General features: G+C 40.6%; 16 protein-coding genes and 1 tRNA gene. 4 read left to right on the forward strand and 13 right to left on the reverse strand.

The window, feature by feature from the left end; genetic code table 11:
• Nucleotides 1–389: 389 nt before the first annotated feature.
• From D5018_RS17430 to hisG, 10 genes are all read right to left on the reverse strand, one after another.
• Nucleotides 390–1,640, reverse strand: coding sequence for a tyrosine-type recombinase/integrase (locus tag D5018_RS17430; RefSeq protein WP_121840269.1), 1,251 nt, complete (start codon nt 1,638–1,640; stop codon nt 390–392).
• Nucleotides 1,641–1,963: 323 nt separating this feature from the next.
• Nucleotides 1,964–2,051: transfer RNA gene (locus D5018_RS17435), tRNA-Ser, on the reverse strand.
• Between the two features lie 128 nt (nt 2,052–2,179).
• Nucleotides 2,180–2,797, reverse strand: coding sequence for a bifunctional phosphoribosyl-AMP cyclohydrolase/phosphoribosyl-ATP diphosphatase HisIE (hisIE, locus tag D5018_RS17440; protein ID WP_121840270.1), 618 nt, complete (start codon nt 2,795–2,797; stop codon nt 2,180–2,182).
• 7 nt (nt 2,798–2,804) lie between these two features.
• A complete protein-coding gene (hisF, locus tag D5018_RS17445; protein WP_121840271.1) occupies nt 2,805–3,581 on the reverse strand; it encodes an imidazole glycerol phosphate synthase subunit HisF in 777 nt (258 codons plus the stop codon).
• The gene (hisA, locus tag D5018_RS17450) at nt 3,563–4,300 is read right to left on the reverse strand and encodes a 1-(5-phosphoribosyl)-5-[(5-phosphoribosylamino)methylideneamino]imidazole-4-carboxamide isomerase (RefSeq protein WP_121840272.1); all 738 of its coding nucleotides are present in this window, start codon (nt 4,298–4,300) and stop codon (nt 3,563–3,565) included. Before hisA ends, hisF begins: the two co-directional genes overlap by 19 nt.
• Nucleotides 4,300–4,926, reverse strand: a complete 627-nt coding sequence (gene hisH, locus D5018_RS17455) for an imidazole glycerol phosphate synthase subunit HisH (RefSeq protein WP_121840273.1) — start codon at nt 4,924–4,926, stop codon at nt 4,300–4,302. The genes hisA and hisH overlap by 1 nt, the downstream gene beginning before the upstream one ends.
• Complete coding sequence (gene hisB / locus D5018_RS17460) at nt 4,926–6,038, reverse strand: bifunctional histidinol-phosphatase/imidazoleglycerol-phosphate dehydratase HisB (RefSeq protein ID WP_121840274.1); 1,113 nt, start codon at nt 6,036–6,038, stop codon at nt 4,926–4,928. The genes hisH and hisB overlap by 1 nt, the downstream gene beginning before the upstream one ends.
• On the reverse strand, nt 6,035–7,093 hold the full coding sequence (gene hisC / locus D5018_RS17465; protein ID WP_121840275.1) for a histidinol-phosphate transaminase: 1,059 nt from the start codon (nt 7,091–7,093) through the stop codon (nt 6,035–6,037). The genes hisB and hisC overlap by 4 nt, the downstream gene beginning before the upstream one ends.
• The gene (gene hisD, locus D5018_RS17470; protein ID WP_121840276.1) at nt 7,093–8,394 is read right to left on the reverse strand and encodes a histidinol dehydrogenase; all 1,302 of its coding nucleotides are present in this window, start codon (nt 8,392–8,394) and stop codon (nt 7,093–7,095) included. Before hisD ends, hisC begins: the two co-directional genes overlap by 1 nt.
• A 5-nt stretch (nt 8,395–8,399) precedes the next feature.
• The gene (gene hisG, locus D5018_RS17475) at nt 8,400–9,296 is read right to left on the reverse strand and encodes an ATP phosphoribosyltransferase (RefSeq protein ID WP_121840277.1); all 897 of its coding nucleotides are present in this window, start codon (nt 9,294–9,296) and stop codon (nt 8,400–8,402) included.
• Nucleotides 9,297–9,959: 663 nt separating this feature from the next.
• Between hisG and D5018_RS17480 the strand changes: the two genes are divergently transcribed.
• Nucleotides 9,960–10,739: an alpha/beta hydrolase gene (locus D5018_RS17480; protein WP_165905094.1), complete on the forward strand. Its 780-nt coding sequence runs from the start codon at nt 9,960–9,962 to the stop codon at nt 10,737–10,739.
• Between the two features lie 27 nt (nt 10,740–10,766).
• Here the strand turns inward: D5018_RS17480 and D5018_RS17485 are convergent, their stop codons facing one another.
• The 3 genes from D5018_RS17485 to acs form a co-directional block, all read right to left on the reverse strand.
• Nucleotides 10,767–11,030 (reverse strand): GrxA family glutaredoxin, encoded by a 264-nt coding sequence (locus D5018_RS17485; protein ID WP_121840279.1) that lies wholly within the window; start codon nt 11,028–11,030, stop codon nt 10,767–10,769.
• 64 nt (nt 11,031–11,094) lie between these two features.
• Nucleotides 11,095–12,837, reverse strand: a complete 1,743-nt coding sequence (locus tag D5018_RS17490; protein ID WP_243637462.1) for a DEAD/DEAH box helicase — start codon at nt 12,835–12,837, stop codon at nt 11,095–11,097.
• Nucleotides 12,838–13,080: 243 nt separating this feature from the next.
• Complete coding sequence (acs, locus tag D5018_RS17495; RefSeq protein WP_165905095.1) at nt 13,081–15,039, reverse strand: acetate--CoA ligase; 1,959 nt, start codon at nt 15,037–15,039, stop codon at nt 13,081–13,083.
• Nucleotides 15,040–15,336: 297 nt separating this feature from the next.
• On the opposite strand from acs, the gene D5018_RS17500 reads away from it, so the two are divergent.
• From D5018_RS17500 to D5018_RS17510, 3 genes are all read left to right on the forward strand, one after another.
• The gene (locus D5018_RS17500; RefSeq protein WP_121840282.1) at nt 15,337–16,929 is read left to right on the forward strand and encodes an ABC-F family ATPase; all 1,593 of its coding nucleotides are present in this window, start codon (nt 15,337–15,339) and stop codon (nt 16,927–16,929) included.
• Between the two features lie 208 nt (nt 16,930–17,137).
• Nucleotides 17,138–18,379, forward strand: a complete 1,242-nt coding sequence (locus tag D5018_RS17505; protein ID WP_121840283.1) for a tyrosine-type recombinase/integrase — start codon at nt 17,138–17,140, stop codon at nt 18,377–18,379.
• Nucleotides 18,380–18,641: 262 nt separating this feature from the next.
• Nucleotides 18,642–18,851, forward strand: coding sequence for a DUF2375 family protein (locus tag D5018_RS17510; protein WP_121840284.1), 210 nt, complete (start codon nt 18,642–18,644; stop codon nt 18,849–18,851).
• Nucleotides 18,852–19,023 lie beyond the last annotated feature (172 nt).

Here is a 19,023-nt window from a genome sequence, read left to right on the forward strand (position 1 = left end):
ATCAGTATACAATCACAAAGCCAAACACCACTTGAGTTAGCTATTGCTCAAAAGGATGATGAAACTATTCGTCTGTTACAAGGCTATCAATCAAAAACAAACCCAAAATAGTAGTAAATGACTTTAATGGTAATGCCTAAAATTTAATTAACGTGACTCTTGTTGAGCTGTTACTTTTTGGTCATAAAAATACTTTTTGATTTTAGATTTTTCAGTGAGGTGTGCTGTATTTTTGTTTTAAATTTACGCAAGCAACAGCAATGGTTAGGTTTTACGCTCTAACAAACTTTTGTCCAATAACGTGTTTGAAACACTTTGCTCTCATTGGCTTTTTACTCGCTTTAATTGAGTGGCTTAAGATTCAAAGCAAGCAAGTTACCATTGTTGAGTCATTTCGTTTGAATTAAGGCTTCGGATAAATTTTTACGGTCAAAAACCTGATACGAGCCTACGGCGTGTTTGCTGATGTGATCGCTCCACCATTGCATGATTTTCTTTCTTTTTTTGAAATAGGTTGTGCGTTTATAGGCTGCTCTGATTTTATTGGGTTCAACATGGGCTAGGGCGGCATCTACTGCTTCAGGATGGAAACCCTTTTCATTCAGTGTTGTGCTGGCCAAAGATCTAAAGCCGTGTGCCGTTGTTTTGTTCCTAAGCCCCATTCTGCCAAGTGCTTTGTTGATTGTTTCGGAATCTGTGGCTTGGCGATATTTGTATCTGGATGGAAACACATGTTCAAGGTGACCGCTTAATGGTCTAACGGCCTCTAAAATAGCTATTGTTTGCTTTGTCAATGGAACCTTGTGCTCTCGGTTCATTTTCATTCGTTCTGGTGGGATCACCCATACTGCTTTTTCTATATTTATTTCACACCATTTTGTGCCTGCGGGTTCTGCTGGGCGAACCATGGTATGTAGTTGCCATTCAATAAGGCAGCGAGTACCGAAGTAAATATTGGCACTTGCGATTGCTTGCATCAGCTCTTTGATATTATCAGGTTCCATTGCTCGAAGATGAGTCACTTTGGGTTTACGAAATACTTTATTGATCCCCATTAATGGATTGGAATGAATTAAGCCACTGTTAACGGCATAGTTCATTACTTCATTCATGAGCTGGCCACAACGTTTAACCATTTCTAGTTTGCCTTGAGTTTCAACTGGCCTAAGAACTTGAATAGCAATAGGGGCAGTTATTTCTTTTATTGGCATTGAGCCAAGGGTAGGGAACACGTAGTTTTCTAGTTTACGCCAATTATCTGAAATAGTTTTAGGCTTTAGATGGCCTTCTTTGGTTGATTTCCATTGTTGGGCGAGAACCAAGAAAGAGTTAGCTTGCTCTTCAGCATGTATCCGTTTTTGCTCCGCTATAAATAACTGAGGATCTATTCCTTCTGCTAGTTGTGCTCTGTAAATTGAAGCTTTCTTTCTGGCATCAGCCAGAGAAACCGTCTGAAATGATCCGAGCCCCATTAAAGTTTTCTTTCCTGTTACAGGTCTGGTGTAACGAAATTCCCAGAACTTAGTTTGGTTAACCTTTACAAGCAGATATAAACCGCCGCCATCAGATTTTCGAACAACCTTCCCTTGAGCTTTTAAGGCTTCAATAGCTTTTACTGAAAGTTTGTTGAGTACTGGCATATGACCCCCAAAGTGTATGACCGTAAATGGAGCTTAAAGCTGCGAGAAAGTAGTCATACACTTTGTTTAACACAAAGATTTTTAAAGACAATTTTAATGTTTTTATCGACCTTTCGTGTTTTGGTCAATGTGTTGAGCTTCAAATTTAGAGTTCTAAAAGTGTATGACTAATTACTTCAAAACCATTGAATCATACACTTTGTCACACACGCAAATCGTGGAACAGTCTGGAAGAGTTTGGACTGGTTTGGACACTAACTGCTTGTTTAAGCTGAATTTAAGGCATTAAAAAAGACGTGCTTGGACGTCTCTAGTATGGAGTTTGGCGGTGAGGGAGGGATTCGAACCCTCGATACGTTTCCGTATACACACTTTCCAGGCGTGCTCCTTCGGCCACTCGGACACCTCACCGTTTTGTTGTCGAGAATCGCGAGACTTCGCTGTCGACGGGGCGCTACTTTACGCAAAAGCCGATACTCGGTCAAGCTAAAATCAAGTATCGGCGCTTAAGTGGATAAATGCTAGACGTTTTAAGGGGTTTATTGCTTATGCCTTGATTGCAAACAGCTTATCGTATCTTTAAGTGATAAGTTTTGCGACTCTAGCAATACCATTAAATGAAAGAGTAGATCGGCACTTTCATTAATGAGTTCCTCTTTATCATTAACTGTAGCGGCAAGTGCGACTTCAACGCCTTCTTCTCCTACTTTTTGGGCGATACGTTTTACTCCAGAATCAAATAAAGATTTGGTGTAGCTGTTTTCACTATCAGCATTTTTTCTTGTCTTGATGAGTTGAGATAAACCCAGTAAAAACGGCTTTGCGTTTTCATCATTCCAGCAGCTGATGGTGCCTAAGTGGCAGGTTGGTCCGTTAGGTATTGCTTGGATCAATAGGCTATCTTTATCGCAATCAATACTGGCGGATACAAGATTGAGAGTATTGCCAGAACTTTCACCTTTGACCCATAACCTTTGTTTGCTTCGGCTAAAAAAGGTGACTTGTTTGGTGGTTAATGTTTGGTTCAATGCTTCGACATTCATATATCCAAGCATTAATACTTGTCCTGATTGATAGTCTTGTACAATGGCAGGCACTAAGTGATTTTGTTTTTCCCAGTCGATACTGGATAAGTTTGTTGGGGTAATCTTTGTCATCTTGTTCTCAGTCGATTCTGGTTGGTATTTGGTTATTGGCTAATTGCTGTTTTAAATCACTTATGGCGATTTCTTGTTTGTGAAATACGCTAGCGGCTAGAGCACCATCCACATTGGTTTGGTTGAATACATCAATGAAGTGTTGGATGCTGCCAGCACCGCCCGAAGCGATAAGCGGTACCGTGCAAGCACTTCTTACTTTTTGCAGCTGTTCAATGTCGTAGCCGTTTTTAACGCCATCTTGGTTTATGGCATTGAGCACGATTTCACCACAGCCCAATTGTTGAACCTTTTCAACCCAATCTAAGGTATACCAATCGGTAAATTGAGTGGTGGAATCTGAGCCAGTAAATTGTTTGACTTTATAGCTATTACTTTCTTGATCGTGGTAAGAGTCAATGCCTACCACAATACATTGTTTGCCGAATTCATCTTGCATCCGAGTGATGAGTTCAGGCTCGGTAAGTGCAGGGGAGTTGATGGAGATTTTATCGGCACCGTAAGCCAAGATTTCTCTAGCGTGTTCCAAGGTTTTTATGCCACCGGCGACACAGAAGGGAATGTTGATCACTTCAGCGACTTGGCGTACCCAAGATTTATCGACTTTGTTGCCGTAGGCACTGGCTGTGATGTCGTAGAAGACTAATTCATCCGCACCTTCATCTGAATATCGAGCGGCCAGATCAACAATATCGCCCATGATTTTGTGATTGGTAAACTGTACGCCTTTCACGACTTTGCCGTCGCGTACGTCTAAGCAGGGAATTATCCGTTTTGCCAGCATTGAATTGCCTCCTCAACGGTGAATTCATTGATCAGCAGTGCTCTGCCGACAATCACGCAAGGCGCACCAGATTGTTTTACGTTTTCGATGTCTTGTAGGTTGCCGATACCGCCTGAGGCTTGCCATTGAATATCGGGATATTGCTGGGATAACTCCTTGTAGAGATTAACGTTTGCGCCTTGCAGCGTACCATCACAAGAAATGTCGGTGACTAAGCAGTGTTTCACTTTGTAGGCTTGATATGTGTCGAGTAGATTTTCAAGAGTGACGTTAGAGTTTGCTTGCCAGCCTGAGGTTGCCACATACTTCTTGCCATCTTTCATAATGTTAATGTCTAGGGCTAAACAAATGCGCTCTGATCCAAATCGTTCAAAACATTGTTTAACAATTTCAGGTTGGCTAACGGCTAATGAGCCAATGACCACTCGTTTCACGCCTATGTTTATTAGATCTTCTACTTGCTGAATATTGCGTATTCCACCACCAACTTGAATATTGGACGATAGTGATTGAGTTAGTGTTTTTATAAGTGACAGTTGGCGTTTTTGAGGATATTTAGCGCCAGTTAAATCCACAATATGTAGCCATTTCGCCCCTTGCTGTTGGTAGGATTGTAATTGCGTTAGTGGATCAACACTAAAATCCGTTTGTTTTGCATAATCCCCTTGGAATAGACGAACCACTTTGCCGTCAATTAAATCGATCGCTGGGATGATCATTATTGTTCAATCCTTAAATTTAGAAAATTATTCAAAATGGCTTCGCCTGTTTTACCGCTTTTTTCAGGGTGGAATTGCAAGCCGATAAAGTTGTCTTTGGCTATTGCTGCGCTGAACTTGTTGCCGTAATCGCTGCTGGCGATGGTGTAATCGCTAATCGGTGCGCCATAACTATGAACAAAATAAACAAAGGCGTTATTCGCAATGCCATCGAATATTGGATGTTTCATATTACTAAGCTGGTTCCATCCCATATGAGGTAGCGGTTGTCCTTGAGTTTCTAAATGCTCGATTTTAGTGGGTATTAAGCCAAGCCCTTTTACAGGAGAGTTGTTGCTTGATTCTTCTGATGTTTGTGTCAAAAGCTGCATTCCCAAACAAATGCCTAAAACAGGTTGTGTCAGTTGTTGTATGGTTTCAATTAAGGCTTTATTTGTGATGGACTGCATTCCTGATTGTGCTGCACCCACACCCGGCAATACCACTTTTTCAGCTTGTGTTATCACTTTAGGATCATCACTGGCGATGACTTCATCCGTTAAGCGTCTGATGGCTTGGTATACCGAGGTGAGATTACAAACACCTGTGTCGATAATCACAATGCTATTTTTTCCAATCTCAACCATTAGAGTGCCCCTTTGCTGGATGGAAGAAGATCAGATTCAATTTTTATGGCTTGACGTAAACAACGACCGATCGCTTTGAATTGTGACTCAACGAGGTGGTGTTGGTTTTCTCCTTGTGCTGATATGTGTAAGTTGCAAAGCAAGCCATCTGATAAAGAATGGAAAAAGTGCGGAACCATTTCGGTTGCCATTTCACCCACTTTGTCGCGTGTGTAGTCGACATCGTATTTGAAATAAGCGCGACCTGATAAGTCGATTAAGCACTGAGCTTGGGTTTCATCCATAGGTAAACTAAACCCAAAGCGTCCGATACCACGTTTATCCCCCAAGGCTTTTTTCATAGCTTGTCCAAGGGCGATACCTGTATCTTCTATAGTGTGGTGATCGTCTATGTGCAAATCGCCAGCTACTTCAACTTTGAGGTAAAAGCCTGCATGAGTGGCGATTTGATCCAGCATGTGATCGAAAAAGCCAATGCCTGTGTTGATTTGACTTGATTGTGATTTATCAAGATTTACCGTGACCTTGATTTTTGTTTCTTTAGTATTTCGCTCTACACTCGCTTGGCGTGGAGCATTACCCAGTGATTCGACAATATCATTCCAATTCATTTGATCGCGGTCGTATTTAATACCTTGTATACCCATTGCATCGGCCAGGTGAATATCAGTGTCCCGATCACCAATAACGGCCGATGTTTCGAAATCAATACAACCATTCACCAGTAAGTGCTTCACTAAACCGAGTTTGGGTTTACGGCAACTACAGTTATCGTTTTCAAAGTGAGGGCAAATGAGTTCGTCTTCAAACTTTACACCTTGGCTGGCAAACAACTGAATCACGAATTGATGTGATTCTTCAAAGTCAGCCGTTGGAAATGAATCTGTGCCTAAACCATCTTGGTTGCTGATCAAAATCAGTTTGTAACCTTTGCTTTGGAGCTTGATTAGAGCAGGGATGACATTCGGCTCAAATTCAACTTTATCGAGTCTATCCAGTTGCTTATCAATTTCTGGCTCTTTTACTAATGTGCCATCTCGATCAATCAACAGTATTTTAGTTTTCGTTTGTGGGGTATAACCTGTTAAGGATAAATAGGTTGAGTTGCTCATGCTTGTTCTCCAGCATTTATTGTGTCGATGACTTTCTGTGTTTGGACAGGGGCGCCAACCGTGAAGCGAATATAACGACTGAGTTGTGGACTGGTGTAACGACGAGCCAAAATGCCGTTGTCGATTAAACGTAGCCACATATCTTCTGGCTGTGAAAATTCAGCAAGGATAAAGTTGCCGTAACTGGTAAAGAAGGGGATATCAGCGAAGGTAAAGAAAGCTTCTAATCTCTTCTTTTGCTGGATGAGTGTGGCAACTTGTTGCTCCATAAGTTGAATTCCCGCTTGAGATAGCGCTTGTTGGGCTATCTCTGCTACAGGAACAGGGACAGGATAAGGCGCGATCACTTTGCCCACCAATTTAATTACTTCTGGATTAGCCAATAAAAATCCGCAGCGTAATCCTGCTAAGGCGAACGCTTTTGATAGGGTGCGAAGGATAATTAAATTTGGGTATGTTTCTAGCAATTCAACGGCAGAATTGGCAGGCGAAAATTCTATATAAGCTTCGTCTACTGCGATTAATTGCTTCGGAAACTGCTGCAATAAATTTTCAATAGACTGAGTAGTAACGATAGTACCCGTTGGGTTATTAGGGTTACAGACAAATATAATCTTTGAGTCGATAACAGTTGCGTCGAGTTCTGTTAGTTTAAATCTATCAGTAAAGGGCAGAGCAATTGACTCTACACCACAGGTTTCGGCTGAAATAGCATACATACCATAGCTTGGTGCAAAATAACTGATGCTATCTTGACTAGGGGTACAAAAGGTTCGGATCAATAATTCAATGGCTTCGTCAGCACCACGGGTACATAAGAGTTGATTTATTTCAACACCAGCGTAACTGGCATAGCTTTGGTTAAGCTCAAGTGGTTGTGGTTCTGGGTAGCGGTTCAGGTTCGATAGTGATACTTGCTCAATGTTGCAAAATGGTGATTCATTGGCATTGATCATTACGGCCGCTTCACCACCAATCACCCTCGCACTTTCATAAGGCACTAAATCCATTAAATTTGGTCGTTGTAATTGAGCAATCCAATTAAGATCATCCATTATCCTTGCTCCTTTAAAATCGCCTGCTTACGCACTCTAGCTGCATTGGCGTGTGCTTCTAATTGCTCTGCATTTGCCAAAGTAATTACCGCATCGGCTATAGCTAAAAAGCCCTGCTGGTTAAGACTTTGTACTGTGTAACGTCTTTGAAAGTCAGCCAGTGAAAGGCTTGAGACTGATTTAGCATAACCATAAGTAGGCAAGACATGGTTTGTACCGCTGGCATAATCACCCATAGATTCAGGCGAGTACGCCCCCAAAAAGATTGAACCCGCATTTCTTAGTGAACTTAGCAATTCTCTTGGAGATTGGCTTTGTACTATCAAGTGTTCAGGAGCATAGCGGTTAGATATTTCAACAGCTTGCTCTAACTCATTCACCACAATAATTCGACTTTGCATTAAGGCTTGTGCTGCGATTTCTTGCCTCGGAAGCTTACTCAGTTGCTTATCCACTTCACGATAAATGTCTCTGGCTTTTTTTTGGCATGTGGTAATACAGATACATTGTGAATCAACACCATGTTCAGCTTGAGACAGAAGATCAGCCGCTACAAACTCAGCACTGGCTTGATCGTCAGCAATGACTAGAACCTCAGAAGGTCCAGCTGGCATATCAATGGTGGTGTGAGTCCGATTATCACTGGCAATTTTACTCTTGGCTTCAGTCACATATCGATTACCGGGGCCGAATATTTTATCAACAGGTTTAATGGTTTCTGTGCCGTAGGCGAGAGCCGCAATGGCTTGAGCACCACCTAGTTGATAGATTTCATCTATGCCACATTTTTCAGCAATGGCTAAAATAGAAGGATGAATGGGCGGAGGAGATACGATGACTTTTCTCTGACAACCTGCAAGCATTGCTGGAATTGCCAGCATTAAAGTGGTCGTAAGTAATGGCGCCGTACCGCCAGGAATATAAAGCCCAACCGATTCAATTGCTTCGGTTCTCAATTCACATTCAACGCCTTTAGTGGTTTCCACTTTTATGGTTTGTTGTGCTTGAGCTGCGTGAAAACCTTGAATATTCCCAAACGCAAGTTTTATGGCGTTGTTCAGTTCATCATCCAATTGCTCTACTGCCGATAGAATTTCGAGTGGGTTAACGGCAAGTTGAGGAATTTCAATGTTATCTAGCTTTGATGTCAGAGCTTTTAGTGCATTATCACCGCCAGATATCACTTGCTGAATAATGTCATCAACTTGAGAGGAAACCTCTGAACTTTGAATTAACTCAGCTCTGGATAATGCCCTTAGTTGTTCGGCATTATCTAACTGAGACCATTCCAGTATTTGCATCGCAGTTACCTCATCATTTTTTCGATAGGTAAAATCAAAATTGAACTGGCACCCAGCGCTTTGAGTTTTTCCATGGTACACCAGAAAATATCTTCTTGGCTGACAGCGTGAACGGCCACAGCATCGTCATTGTGGGTCAGGTCCATAATGGTTGGGTTTTCTGCGCCCGGGAGTAGGGCAATTACATCTTCTAATGATGATTTCGGTACGTGCATCATGATGTACTTACTTTCATTAGCCTGCATAACACCATCAATTCGGCTGAGTATTTTTTCTATTAAATTGAGTTTGTATTCATCGGTTATAGTGGCGCTCTGGATCAAACAGGCTTTAGAGTGAAAGATGACATCCTGTTCAACCAAACCGTTAGCAGCCAAAGTCGCACCGGTAGAAACGAGATCACAAATAGCATCTGCAAGACCTGCTCGGGGAGCGACTTCAACAGAACCTTTTAGCTCACAGTCCTGAACTGTTAACCCTTTTGAATTCATGTACTGCTTGAGTAAATATGGGTAAGAGGTTGCAATTCTGGCGTTGTTTAAGCTTTCAATTCCTGTGTATTCTTGCTCAGACGGTGTGGCAATAGACAGTCGACATTCACCAAAATTAAGAACTTTGATTTTTTGGTATTCGGCAGGTGAACTTAGCTTCTGGCGAGTAAGTTGAGTTTCCACCAACACATTTTCACCAACGATGCCAAGGTCAACTACGCCATCCATGACTAAACCGGGGATATCGTCATCTCGAACACGCAGCATGTCGATATCAAAGTTATCTGAATGTGCGATAAGTGTTTGCTTGCTGAAAGTAAATTTAATACCACAGGTTTTTAAAAGCTGAATGGATTCATCTGCTAGGCGACCTGATTTTTGAATGGCGATTCTAAGTCTGTTATTACTCATTGTGTTTCCTGATACTAAAATTGAATACGAAAAAGCCCCTGAACTCCTTCAGGGGCTTTAACGTTAAAATTCGTATCAGGCCACCGGAAGGAACACACCTCCGGCGGATAACAACCGAAGGCTATCGCATATGATGATGGCGATGATGCTTGATAACGTTCAGTTGTAAAGTCATATATAAATCTCGTTTTGTTTGATTTCCACAGTCAAAATGACGTGGTCAATATTTAACTGTTTTATAAACTATCTGGCATTGAAAAAAATTGCAAGAAGGAGTTTGTGAATTTTTAATTATTTATAATGAATAAAAGTTTGAGTGAAAAGAGGTCGAAATCTAGTTGTTCATAACTAATTTTGAATTTTCTATTTTTGCGTGAAGTTAGATTGGACACTGTAATTTTGATAACTCATGTTCATTTGTTTAGAGTAACAAGACTATAAAAATGAGCTAGTGCTATGAAATTAAAATGGATTTTTATTGTTATATTATGTGTTTTTTAAGTAGGTTGTGTTTCTGTTGCGACGTATTTTTTAAGAAATCCACCTAATTTCCTTCCTAATAATCCCGTTTTTAGTGATGAAATGTTGGGGCTAGAAAAAAAGAAATTTTGCACTGTCGAAAGCCTATGTATGAGCTATTACTTTGGTAATCGGGAGAACGAAATGGAGATATCATCATTCAAATTTGTAATGGAGTTAAACAAAAAGGAAGGAAAGCAGTATACAGACGTTCGGTTTAGAAAAAGTCGGATGCCACGTTATAATGGTACAGTTGTGCTGTTTCATGGTTTTGGCGCAAATAAAGTTACTATGTTGATGACTGCAATGTACTTTAGAACTATGGGGTTTAATGTCCTAATACCTGATTTATTAGGCCATGGGGAAAGTTCAGGAAAAACCTCATTTGGTGTCAGAGATGCTGAAATAATCAACGAAATTATAGATGCTCAGCTTAGTGATCATATAAAAGGCAAGCCCATTATTTCTCTTGGTCAATCTTTAGGTGCATATGCTGCAATGCATTTAGCTAAAATGCGCAGTGATGTAGATGGAATATTATTGATGGCTCCAGTCGCTGATTTTAACAAATCGGCAATTCAATATGTACGAGTATTTAAACCTCCATTTAGTTCATGGTTAAGCGATGAGGATGTTAGGCAGGCAGCTCAAGGAGCAATCAGCGACAGCAATGTGGAGACTAATGCTCTTGACATGCTTAGCTTGATTGAAAAAACTGTTATCCCAACTTTAATAATGACGTCTGAAATTGACAGAATTACTAATTCTAAAGATTTTGCTGAACTCCAAGGCAATCATATTAAACAAGTGATATGGAAAATGAGAGCGCATGTCTTTACGTCAGCTATAGACCCCAAAACGCATATAGAAGTCATGAATTGGCTAGATTTACACATAAAAAAACAGCCTTACATTTATTTGTAAGGCTGGTACTTCAGCTTGTTATACGTATTAGCTTAGCAACAATCCATTTTTAGCGACATAAGCTTCAAACTCGGTGCAGCCGCCAATATATTGATCATCTAAAAGAACTTGAGGGACAGTACGAACATCAACACCCAATTTTTCACTTAGTTTTTCTTTTGAGATGTTTTCTGCATACATGTCTGTGTATGTAAAATCAAAATCATCACGTTTTTGTTTTAACATTTCTGCTATTTGAATTGCTCGTGTGCAATAAGGACAGCCCGGACGACCATAAATCGTTACTTGCATTGTTACTCCCATGTAACTTTTAAAGAGAAAACCGAACTTTTATACCATAGCAAGACCTGAAATTCTAAATATTAGTTTCAGTTTGATATCTGCCGTTGTAGTCAAAGTAATTTTCTAGCCATTGCCAGCTTTTTTTTTCTTTTTTGAGTAACAAAATATCGGGTTTTCTGAACCTTGAACGGTCGTTAATGACATCTTGTGGCTTTTTATATTTAGGGTGCTGAGTCCCCGGAACTTTGGTATGCGGATGAACAAATAACGCAAATAGGGCACGAATTTGTGCTGGAGTTTCCATTTTAAAGTAACGAGAGAAATCATTGCCCTCGTAGTCTATATACTGGACTTTTAAGGTGTAATTATCTGCATGCAATAACATATCTTGGCACTTGAATAAGTGGTGATGTTGCTGAGATAACACTTGCTTTAAGCGTTTGTCAGGATCGATCAGAGTTGAGTTGCAACTCTGACAGACTCTGGCTGCGATGTCGTTTTCTTCACCACAGTCAGGGCAAGATTTAGAGCGAAAACGAAAGTCACATTGCTGTGTATTGCCTTGATGTTCAACAATGCCTTGGCAGCGTCGGCCATAATGTTCAACCAATTCACCATCAGCATCGGTTATCCCCCAAAAGGTATTAGCAAACTCACAAACAGGGCAGTGGACCTGTACGGGAACACTTTTGCTGTTTGGCTTTGCTTGTCCAACTTCGGGAAAATACAAATCATAGCCATTAGCCGCATAATCAATCACCAAACAATCTTCTTTTCCATCAGCTAAACGCAAACCTCGTCCTACCATTTGTTGGAATAGGCTTACAGAGGCTGTTGGGCGTAAAATAGCAATAAAATCAACGTGCGGAGCATCAAAACCTGTGGTTAAAACCGCCACATTCACCAGAAACTTAAACTGTTTTTGTTTAAACTTTGATATGTATTGGTCGCGATCGGCTTGAGGTGTTTCTGCTGTGATAAGCACCGAATCGTCATCAAGGTAAGTCATGATCTCTTGCGCATGCCTAACGGTAGCTGCGAATATGATCACACCTTGTCGTTGCTTTGCTAGCTCGATAATTTGATTGGTGATCGCTTTAGTCGCTCGTCCTGCATGGTTGAGGAGGTTATCTACTTTTTGATGGTTATATTCACCTGTTTCAGAGGGCTGAATTGAGCTGAAATCATATTGTGCAGAAACTCCATCCAATACTTTAGGAGGTGTTAAAAACCCTTTTTTAATCAGAGGACGAAGCGGTAATTCAAAAATACATTTATCAAAAATAGGTTTGTCATCATTTCCGATTTTTCCATGATAATGATGGCGGTAAATCCAGCCGTTGCCTAATCGGTAAGGTGTAGCGGTTAAACCTAATAATCGTATCTTTGGATTGATGGCTTTTAAGTGTATTAGCAGTTGTTGATACTGACTGTTTTCATCCAAACTGACATGATGGCATTCGTCTATGATTACCAGTGAAAATGGCGTATCAAATTTTTCGATTGCCCTTGATGCCGATTGTACACTTGCGACGACGGTTTTTCCTTGGGTTTGTTTTTTATTTAACCCTGCGGAATAGATGTCTGCATCTTCAGTCAGTAATCCTACTTTTTCAGCATTTTGCTCAACCAGCTCTTTTACATGAGTAAGGATTAACACTCGACCTTTGGCTATTCTTGCGAGCTCAGCAATAACAATACTTTTGCCAGCGCCTGTCGGTAGGACGATGACAGCAGATTCTGTGGATGATTTGAAATGAGTAATGGCAGCATCGACGGAATGCTGTTGATAGTCCCTAAGTTTCACATTAAATATTTTGAAGATAACTAATCGCTAGACTTTAACACGATAACTGGATGAATGCAGGGCTGTTAGCTACTGAAGGATAAATCATTGTAGAAATAGTGAGATATATGAAGATGAGAAATAGTGTGATAAGACAACCGTCCGTGACAGGATGTCACGGTCGTCAGCACAAGGACGTGCGCTTATGTTGACGTTCACACTATTTTTCCGTTTTATTCAAAACACTTTAGCTTAGTTTGGAAACTTCAATTATTACTCACAATGCGGAGGACTAATTCTATTTTCAATCAATTGTTCAATAACTGCTGGTTCAGCTAACGTAGAACTATCACCAAAGTTATCATAATCATTGGCAGCGATTTTACGCAAAAATCGACGCATAATTTTACCACTTCTGGTCTTGGGCAAATCAGGAGCCCATTGTATTGTATCTAACGTGGCTAAAGCGCCCAAATGCTGTCTTACCCATTGAGTTAAAGTATGCTTTAATTCATCGGTCGGTTCGGTATTTTCTGTCAAGGTGACGTAAGCGTAAATGCCTTGCCCTTTAATATTGTGCGGGTAACCGACAACTGCGGCTTCGGCAACCGTTGTGTGACTGACCAAAGCGCTTTCAACTTCTGCTGTACCTAAACGGTGTCCTGAAACGTTGAGTACATCGTCAACACGGCCTGTGATCCAAAAATATCCATCTTCATCTCGTCTTGCACCATCACCCGAGAAGTAATAGTTTTCGAAAGTAGAGAAATACGTTTCTTCAAAACGTTGATGATTTCCATATACGGTTCGCATTTGTGAAGGCCAAGAACCAGTGAATACCAGATTCCCTTCACCAGCACCTTCGATAATATTACCGTCATTATCGACCAGTTCGGGTTTGATACCAAAGAATGGAAGTGTAGCCGCACCGGGCTTTGTCGCTGTTGCTCCTGGTAATGGCGTTAGCATTGGTGCTCCTGTTTCGGTTTGCCACCATGTGTCGACAATTGGACATCGTTGTTTACCGATCACTTCGTGGTACCAAAGCCATGCTTGAGGATTTATTGGCTCACCCGCTGTTCCCATTAATCGCAATGAGTCACCTTGATATTCGTTGAAACTATCAGCGCCTTTTGCCATTAATGCTCGGATAAGTGTTGGTGCAGTATAGAGAACTGTGACGTTATGACGGTCGATCATTTCACCAATACGTGAAGCAGAAGGGGAGTTAGGTATGCCTTCATGCATAACAACCGTTGCACCATTACAAAGTGGTCCGTAGACCATGAAGCTGTGAGCTGTGATCCAACCCACATCGGCAGTACACCAGTGGATATCATCTTTTTTGTAATCAAATACATATTCGTGAGTCATAGAGGTATAAACAAGATACCCACCTGTTGTATGAAGTACGCCTTTGGGCTGACCCGTTGAACCTGAGGTATAAAGTAAGAATAATGGGTCTTCGGCGTTCATTGCTTCTGCTTGATGTGTATGGTCAACTTGAGCACAAGCTTCTTGCCAGCAGAGATCACGATTATCCACCCAAATCGCACTATTTCCGGTGTGCTGATACACAATTACAGTTTCGATTTGCCCTTCATCTAATTGTTCTATTGCATGGTCAACATTCGCTTTTAGTGGAGTAATTCTGCCGCCACGAACACCTTCATCTGCGGTAATAATAACTTTTGAGTTTCCATCTTTTACTCGCGAAGCAATCGCATCAGGAGAGAAACCAGCAAAAATGACTGAGTGAGGTGCTCCAATTCGAGCGCAAGCCAACATAGCGATGATGACTTCAGGAACCATTGGCATGTAAATGGTAACGACTTCGCCTTTAGTCACACCTTTGGATAATAATACGTTAGCGAATTGGCAGACACGTTCATGCAATTGACGATAAGTGATGGTTTGTTGGTTACTGGCATCATCACCTTCCCAAATAATCGCGATTTTATCGCCTTGAGTTTCCAAATGGCGATCCAAACAGTTATAGCTGGCATTTAACTGACCATCTTCAAACCAGTTGATGTGGATATCACCTTTTTCAAAGCTGGTATTTTTGACTTTCGAATAAGGAGTAAACCAATGGAGTCGCTTTCCATGCTTTCCCCAAAACTGTTCGGGTGATTCGATAGACTGTTGATAAAGAGCATGGTAGCCCTCGATATCTATATTGGCTTTTTGTGTAAATTCTGGCGTAGGCGGGAACAGAGTATTATTCATTATTGCTTTTCCTTGCATGTGTCTGTTTTTGAGTGAGATTTTGTATTCTGATTATTTGATTCTCACTTGAGGGTAACGAAGAGTTTGAGAGTTTGTGGAGCACAGTAACCCTTTTGTTTGATTAGATAGTAACAAATCCAAATGAGTAGGAATGTAAGACTTTAGTATTGCCTCAGGTAAGTTTTTTTGAATGAAAAACATTTTAAGGAAAAGGCGAAATACAGATTTTTTCTGGTTATCCCACGGGGGAGTGCGTATAATTTCGCTGTTTTTTTTCTACATTAACTCGGAAGTCCTTCTGTGATCACAACTGCTAATATCACAATGCAATTTGGCTCTAAGCCATTGTTCGAAAATATCTCTGTTAAGTTTGGTGGTGGTAACCGCTATGGCTTAATTGGCGCAAATGGCTGTGGTAAATCCACTTTCATGAAAATTCTTACCGGTGAACTAGAGCCATCAAGTGGTAACGTTTCTATCGACGTAAACGAGCGTGTTGGTAAGTTGAGCCAGAACCAATTCGGTTACGAAGAGTACAGCTTGATTGATACAGTGATCATGGGACACACCGAACTTTGGGCAGTGAAAAAAGAGCGTGATGCGATTTACGCTATGGCTGAAATGTCTGAAGAAGATGGCATTCGTGTTGCTGATTTAGAAATGCAATACGCTGAGATGGATGGTTACTCAGCAGAATCCCGTGCTGGAGAACTTTTATTAGGTGTAGGTATTGGCATTGAGTCTCACTTCGGTTTGATGTCTGAAATCGCACCGGGCTTGAAACTTCGTGTTCTTTTGGCTCAGGCACTATTTTCTGATCCTGATTTGCTGCTACTTGACGAACCAACCAACAACTTGGATATCGACACTATTCGCTGGTTGCAAGAAGTGCTTAATGAACGCCAAAGCACCATGATCATCATCTCGCATGACCGTTACTTCCTGAACTCTGTATGTACTCACATGGCAGACTTGGACTACGGTGAGCTTAAAATCTTCCCGGGCAACTACGATGAATACATGACTGCAGCATCACAAGCTCGTGAGCGCATGTTAGCAGACAATGCTAAGAAGAAAGCACAAATTGCTGAGCTGCAAACCTTCGTAGCTCGATTCTCAGCTAACGCATCTAAAGCGAAACAAGCGACATCTCGTGCTAAGCAGATTGATAAGATCAAATTGGATGAAGTTAAACCTTCAAGCCGTCAAAATCCGTTCATTCGTTTCGAACAAGAAAAGAAATTGTTCCGTAACGCACTAACGGTTGAAAAGCTTTCCAATGGTTACGATGAATTACTGTTCAAGAATCTAAATATGATTGTTGAAGTAGGGGAGCGTGTTGCTGTTCTTGGTGAAAACGGTATTGGTAAAACGACTTTACTTCGCACCTTGATCCAAGATTTGCCGCAAAAAGACGGTTTAATTCAATGGTCTGAAAACTGTAATATCGGTTATTACGCACAAGATCATGAAGCTGATTTTGAAAACGACATGAACCTATTCGACTGGATGAGCCAATGGCGTAAGCCTGAAGATGACGACCAAGCAGTACGTGGCATTTTAGGTCGTATGTTGTTCAGTGCTGACGATATTAAGAAGTCAGTAAAAGTACTTTCTGGTGGTGAAAAGGGGCGTATGCTATTTGGTAAGCTAATTATGCAAAAGCCAAATATCCTGATTATGGATGAGCCAACTAACCACATGGATATGGAAACGATTGAATCATTAAACAATGCGCTTGAATTATTCGAGGGCACCTTGTTGTTCGTAAGTCACGATCGCGCCTTCGTATCATCACTTGCTAACCGCATTGTAGAGATCACCCCTAAAGGCGTTACAGACTTCAAAGGTAGCTACGATGAATTCCTTGCCAGTAAAGGGATTGAAGGATAATTAGCTCCTGCTAAATTGAATGCGTTCATCATAAGGTTGAACGCATTTTTTTGCTCTTATCGTATAACGCTCACTAAATTTTTTCTGAATTTCTCCTTAAATATCACTAAAGTCGATTTGCATTTTATTGCATAGTCATGCATGGTTTTGCACCTACTAGCATTAAGTTTGTGTACATAAGTGTGTACATATTTTCGAGAGGTGCATCATGTCGCTGTCAGATATGTGGTTAAGATCTGTGCATGGAAAGACTCAAGAAGAAGTAATTGAGAAAGCGGATAGGGATGGTTTAAGTGTTCGAGTTTCAAAACTTGGCAAGCTGACTTTTCAAGTGAGGTATAGAGTCGGTAATAAGCCTGCTAGAGTTGCAATTGGTAAGTATCCATCTTTAACTCTTAAACAAGCCAGAGAAGAAACCATCCGGCTAAAAGCGGAAATAGATAAAGGCAATGATCCTCGGATTGTTAAGAAGCTGGAAAAGAAAGCCAACCTTGAAGTCATCACCGTTAATGATCTTTTTGATATGTGGTTTGATGCATATTGTTCTCGACACTATAAACACCCCAATGAAGCTAAACGCAATTTTTCTAAGCACATTGCACCAGCATTAGGGAATTTGCCTTTTGATAAAATCAGTATTCATCAGTGGTACAGCCATTTTGAAAAGCTTGCTAGAAATTACTCTACAACGACGAAAAGTTGCTTAACCATCTGTAAATCAATGGCACAATGGGGGATTAAACGTAAGCTCATTGAGGCAAACCCTCTATTGGAGATTCGAGCGTCATCTGATCTTAAAGTCAAAAACAATAAAGTAGAAAGGATACTCAGTGATGAAGAAATTCGATTGTTATACCGTTATTTAGAGGAATCAGAAATGAAGCAAAGCAATAAAGTTTTGCTTCAATTGCTACTGCATTTTGGCTGCAGAGGAGGCGAATTGCGCTTTGCTAAGCCAAAAGATTTCGACTTTAAAAGCAAGAAATGGACAGTCCCTGTTGAAAACCACAAAGCAGGTAAATATACAGGCAAGCCGTTAGTACGCCCAATCATTGATGACGTTGCGGATTTGATTAAGCCCCTAATTAAAAAGTGTAAGACTGAATATTTGTTTCCTGCAGGGAATGGTGAGCAAATGTCGCGGGAAACCTTAGTTGCAATGCCAAGGCTGATCCTTAAATGGTATGCCCGTAGAGACATAGAGTTTGAAAAATGGACGATTCATGATCTAAGAAGGTCAATGCGAACTCGAATGTCAAAACTCATTGCAGTAGATGTTGCCGAAATCATGCTAGGGCATACACTCTCTGAAATAAGAGTCATCTATGATCGCTACGATTACCACGAAGAACAATGGCAAGGATACACAGCTTGGTGGCTCAAATTACAATCCATCTTAGATCCTAATGAGCCTGATAACGTAGTGCCGTTTAGAATGCGTAAAAAATGAAGTTGTTGTAGAGCAAGTCGGGTAGGCGATACCTGTTATCAGATACCGCCCACCTAAGAACCCAGAAGGTGACACTTCTGCCCCATTGTAAGATACAAAATACCTTTCGGTAAAATAGCTAATAACCTTTCTCCAATTTGAATACCAATTAACAATTCGAAGAAAAGCACAATTAATAACCGATCAAACCTTGAGCTGTTGCTCTAATAAGGTTTTTTAAGTAAAAGTAAATAATAATTGTTCTCAAGGATAGAGATAAAAATTGAAAACTAAAACTGTGACAGTTCTTTATTATGCAGAACCGACCAATATTGAGATAAAAGCTGAAACTCTCAAAAATCTTCCATATGAAGATCAAAACAGTAGAGTTAAGCTGCCAGACAATTTCAAAGCCAACAAGCTCATCATTGCTGTACTTGAAGGAGAAGTACGACTTCTCAATTATCTTTGTGAAAGAGCTGAGAAGGATTGATGGTAAATGATAGCATTATCGAACACACCAGAATTCTATCAAGATTTTGCCCCGAAATGATTTAGAGCATTAACTTTAATGTTGTTCTATGATTATTACTCCCAAATTATTTACATGAACATTAGATTTTAAATTAAATTCACTTAAAAGAAATTGACTGAATTCGTCACGC

Source organism: Parashewanella curva (assembly GCF_003675895.1).
In the GTDB taxonomy this organism is placed as follows: domain Bacteria; phylum Pseudomonadota; class Gammaproteobacteria; order Enterobacterales; family Shewanellaceae; genus Parashewanella; species Parashewanella curva.

Excerpts from the sequence above, each read along its gene's own strand:
- D5018_RS17430 (WP_121840269.1), bottom strand. The coding sequence starts at position 1,640 with ATGCCAGTACTCAACAAACTTTCAGTAAAAGCTATTGAAGCCTTAAAA.
- hisIE (WP_121840270.1), bottom strand. The coding sequence starts at position 2,797 with ATGACAAAGATTACCCCAACAAACTTATCCAGTATCGACTGGGAAAAA.
- hisF (WP_121840271.1), bottom strand. The coding sequence starts at position 3,581 with ATGCTGGCAAAACGGATAATTCCCTGCTTAGACGTACGCGACGGCAAA.
- hisA (WP_121840272.1), bottom strand. The coding sequence starts at position 4,300 with ATGATCATCCCAGCGATCGATTTAATTGACGGCAAAGTGGTTCGTCTA.
- hisH (WP_121840273.1), bottom strand. The coding sequence starts at position 4,926 with ATGGTTGAGATTGGAAAAAATAGCATTGTGATTATCGACACAGGTGTT.
- hisB (WP_121840274.1), bottom strand. The coding sequence starts at position 6,038 with ATGAGCAACTCAACCTATTTATCCTTAACAGGTTATACCCCACAAACG.
- hisC (WP_121840275.1), bottom strand. The coding sequence starts at position 7,093 with ATGGATGATCTTAATTGGATTGCTCAATTACAACGACCAAATTTAATG.
- hisD (WP_121840276.1), bottom strand. The coding sequence starts at position 8,394 with ATGCAAATACTGGAATGGTCTCAGTTAGATAATGCCGAACAACTAAGG.
- hisG (WP_121840277.1), bottom strand. The coding sequence starts at position 9,296 with ATGAGTAATAACAGACTTAGAATCGCCATTCAAAAATCAGGTCGCCTA.
- D5018_RS17480 (WP_165905094.1), top strand. The coding sequence starts at position 9,960 with ATGGAGATATCATCATTCAAATTTGTAATGGAGTTAAACAAAAAGGAA.
- D5018_RS17485 (WP_121840279.1), bottom strand. The coding sequence starts at position 11,030 with ATGCAAGTAACGATTTATGGTCGTCCGGGCTGTCCTTATTGCACACGA.
- D5018_RS17505 (WP_121840283.1), top strand. The coding sequence starts at position 17,138 with ATGTCGCTGTCAGATATGTGGTTAAGATCTGTGCATGGAAAGACTCAA.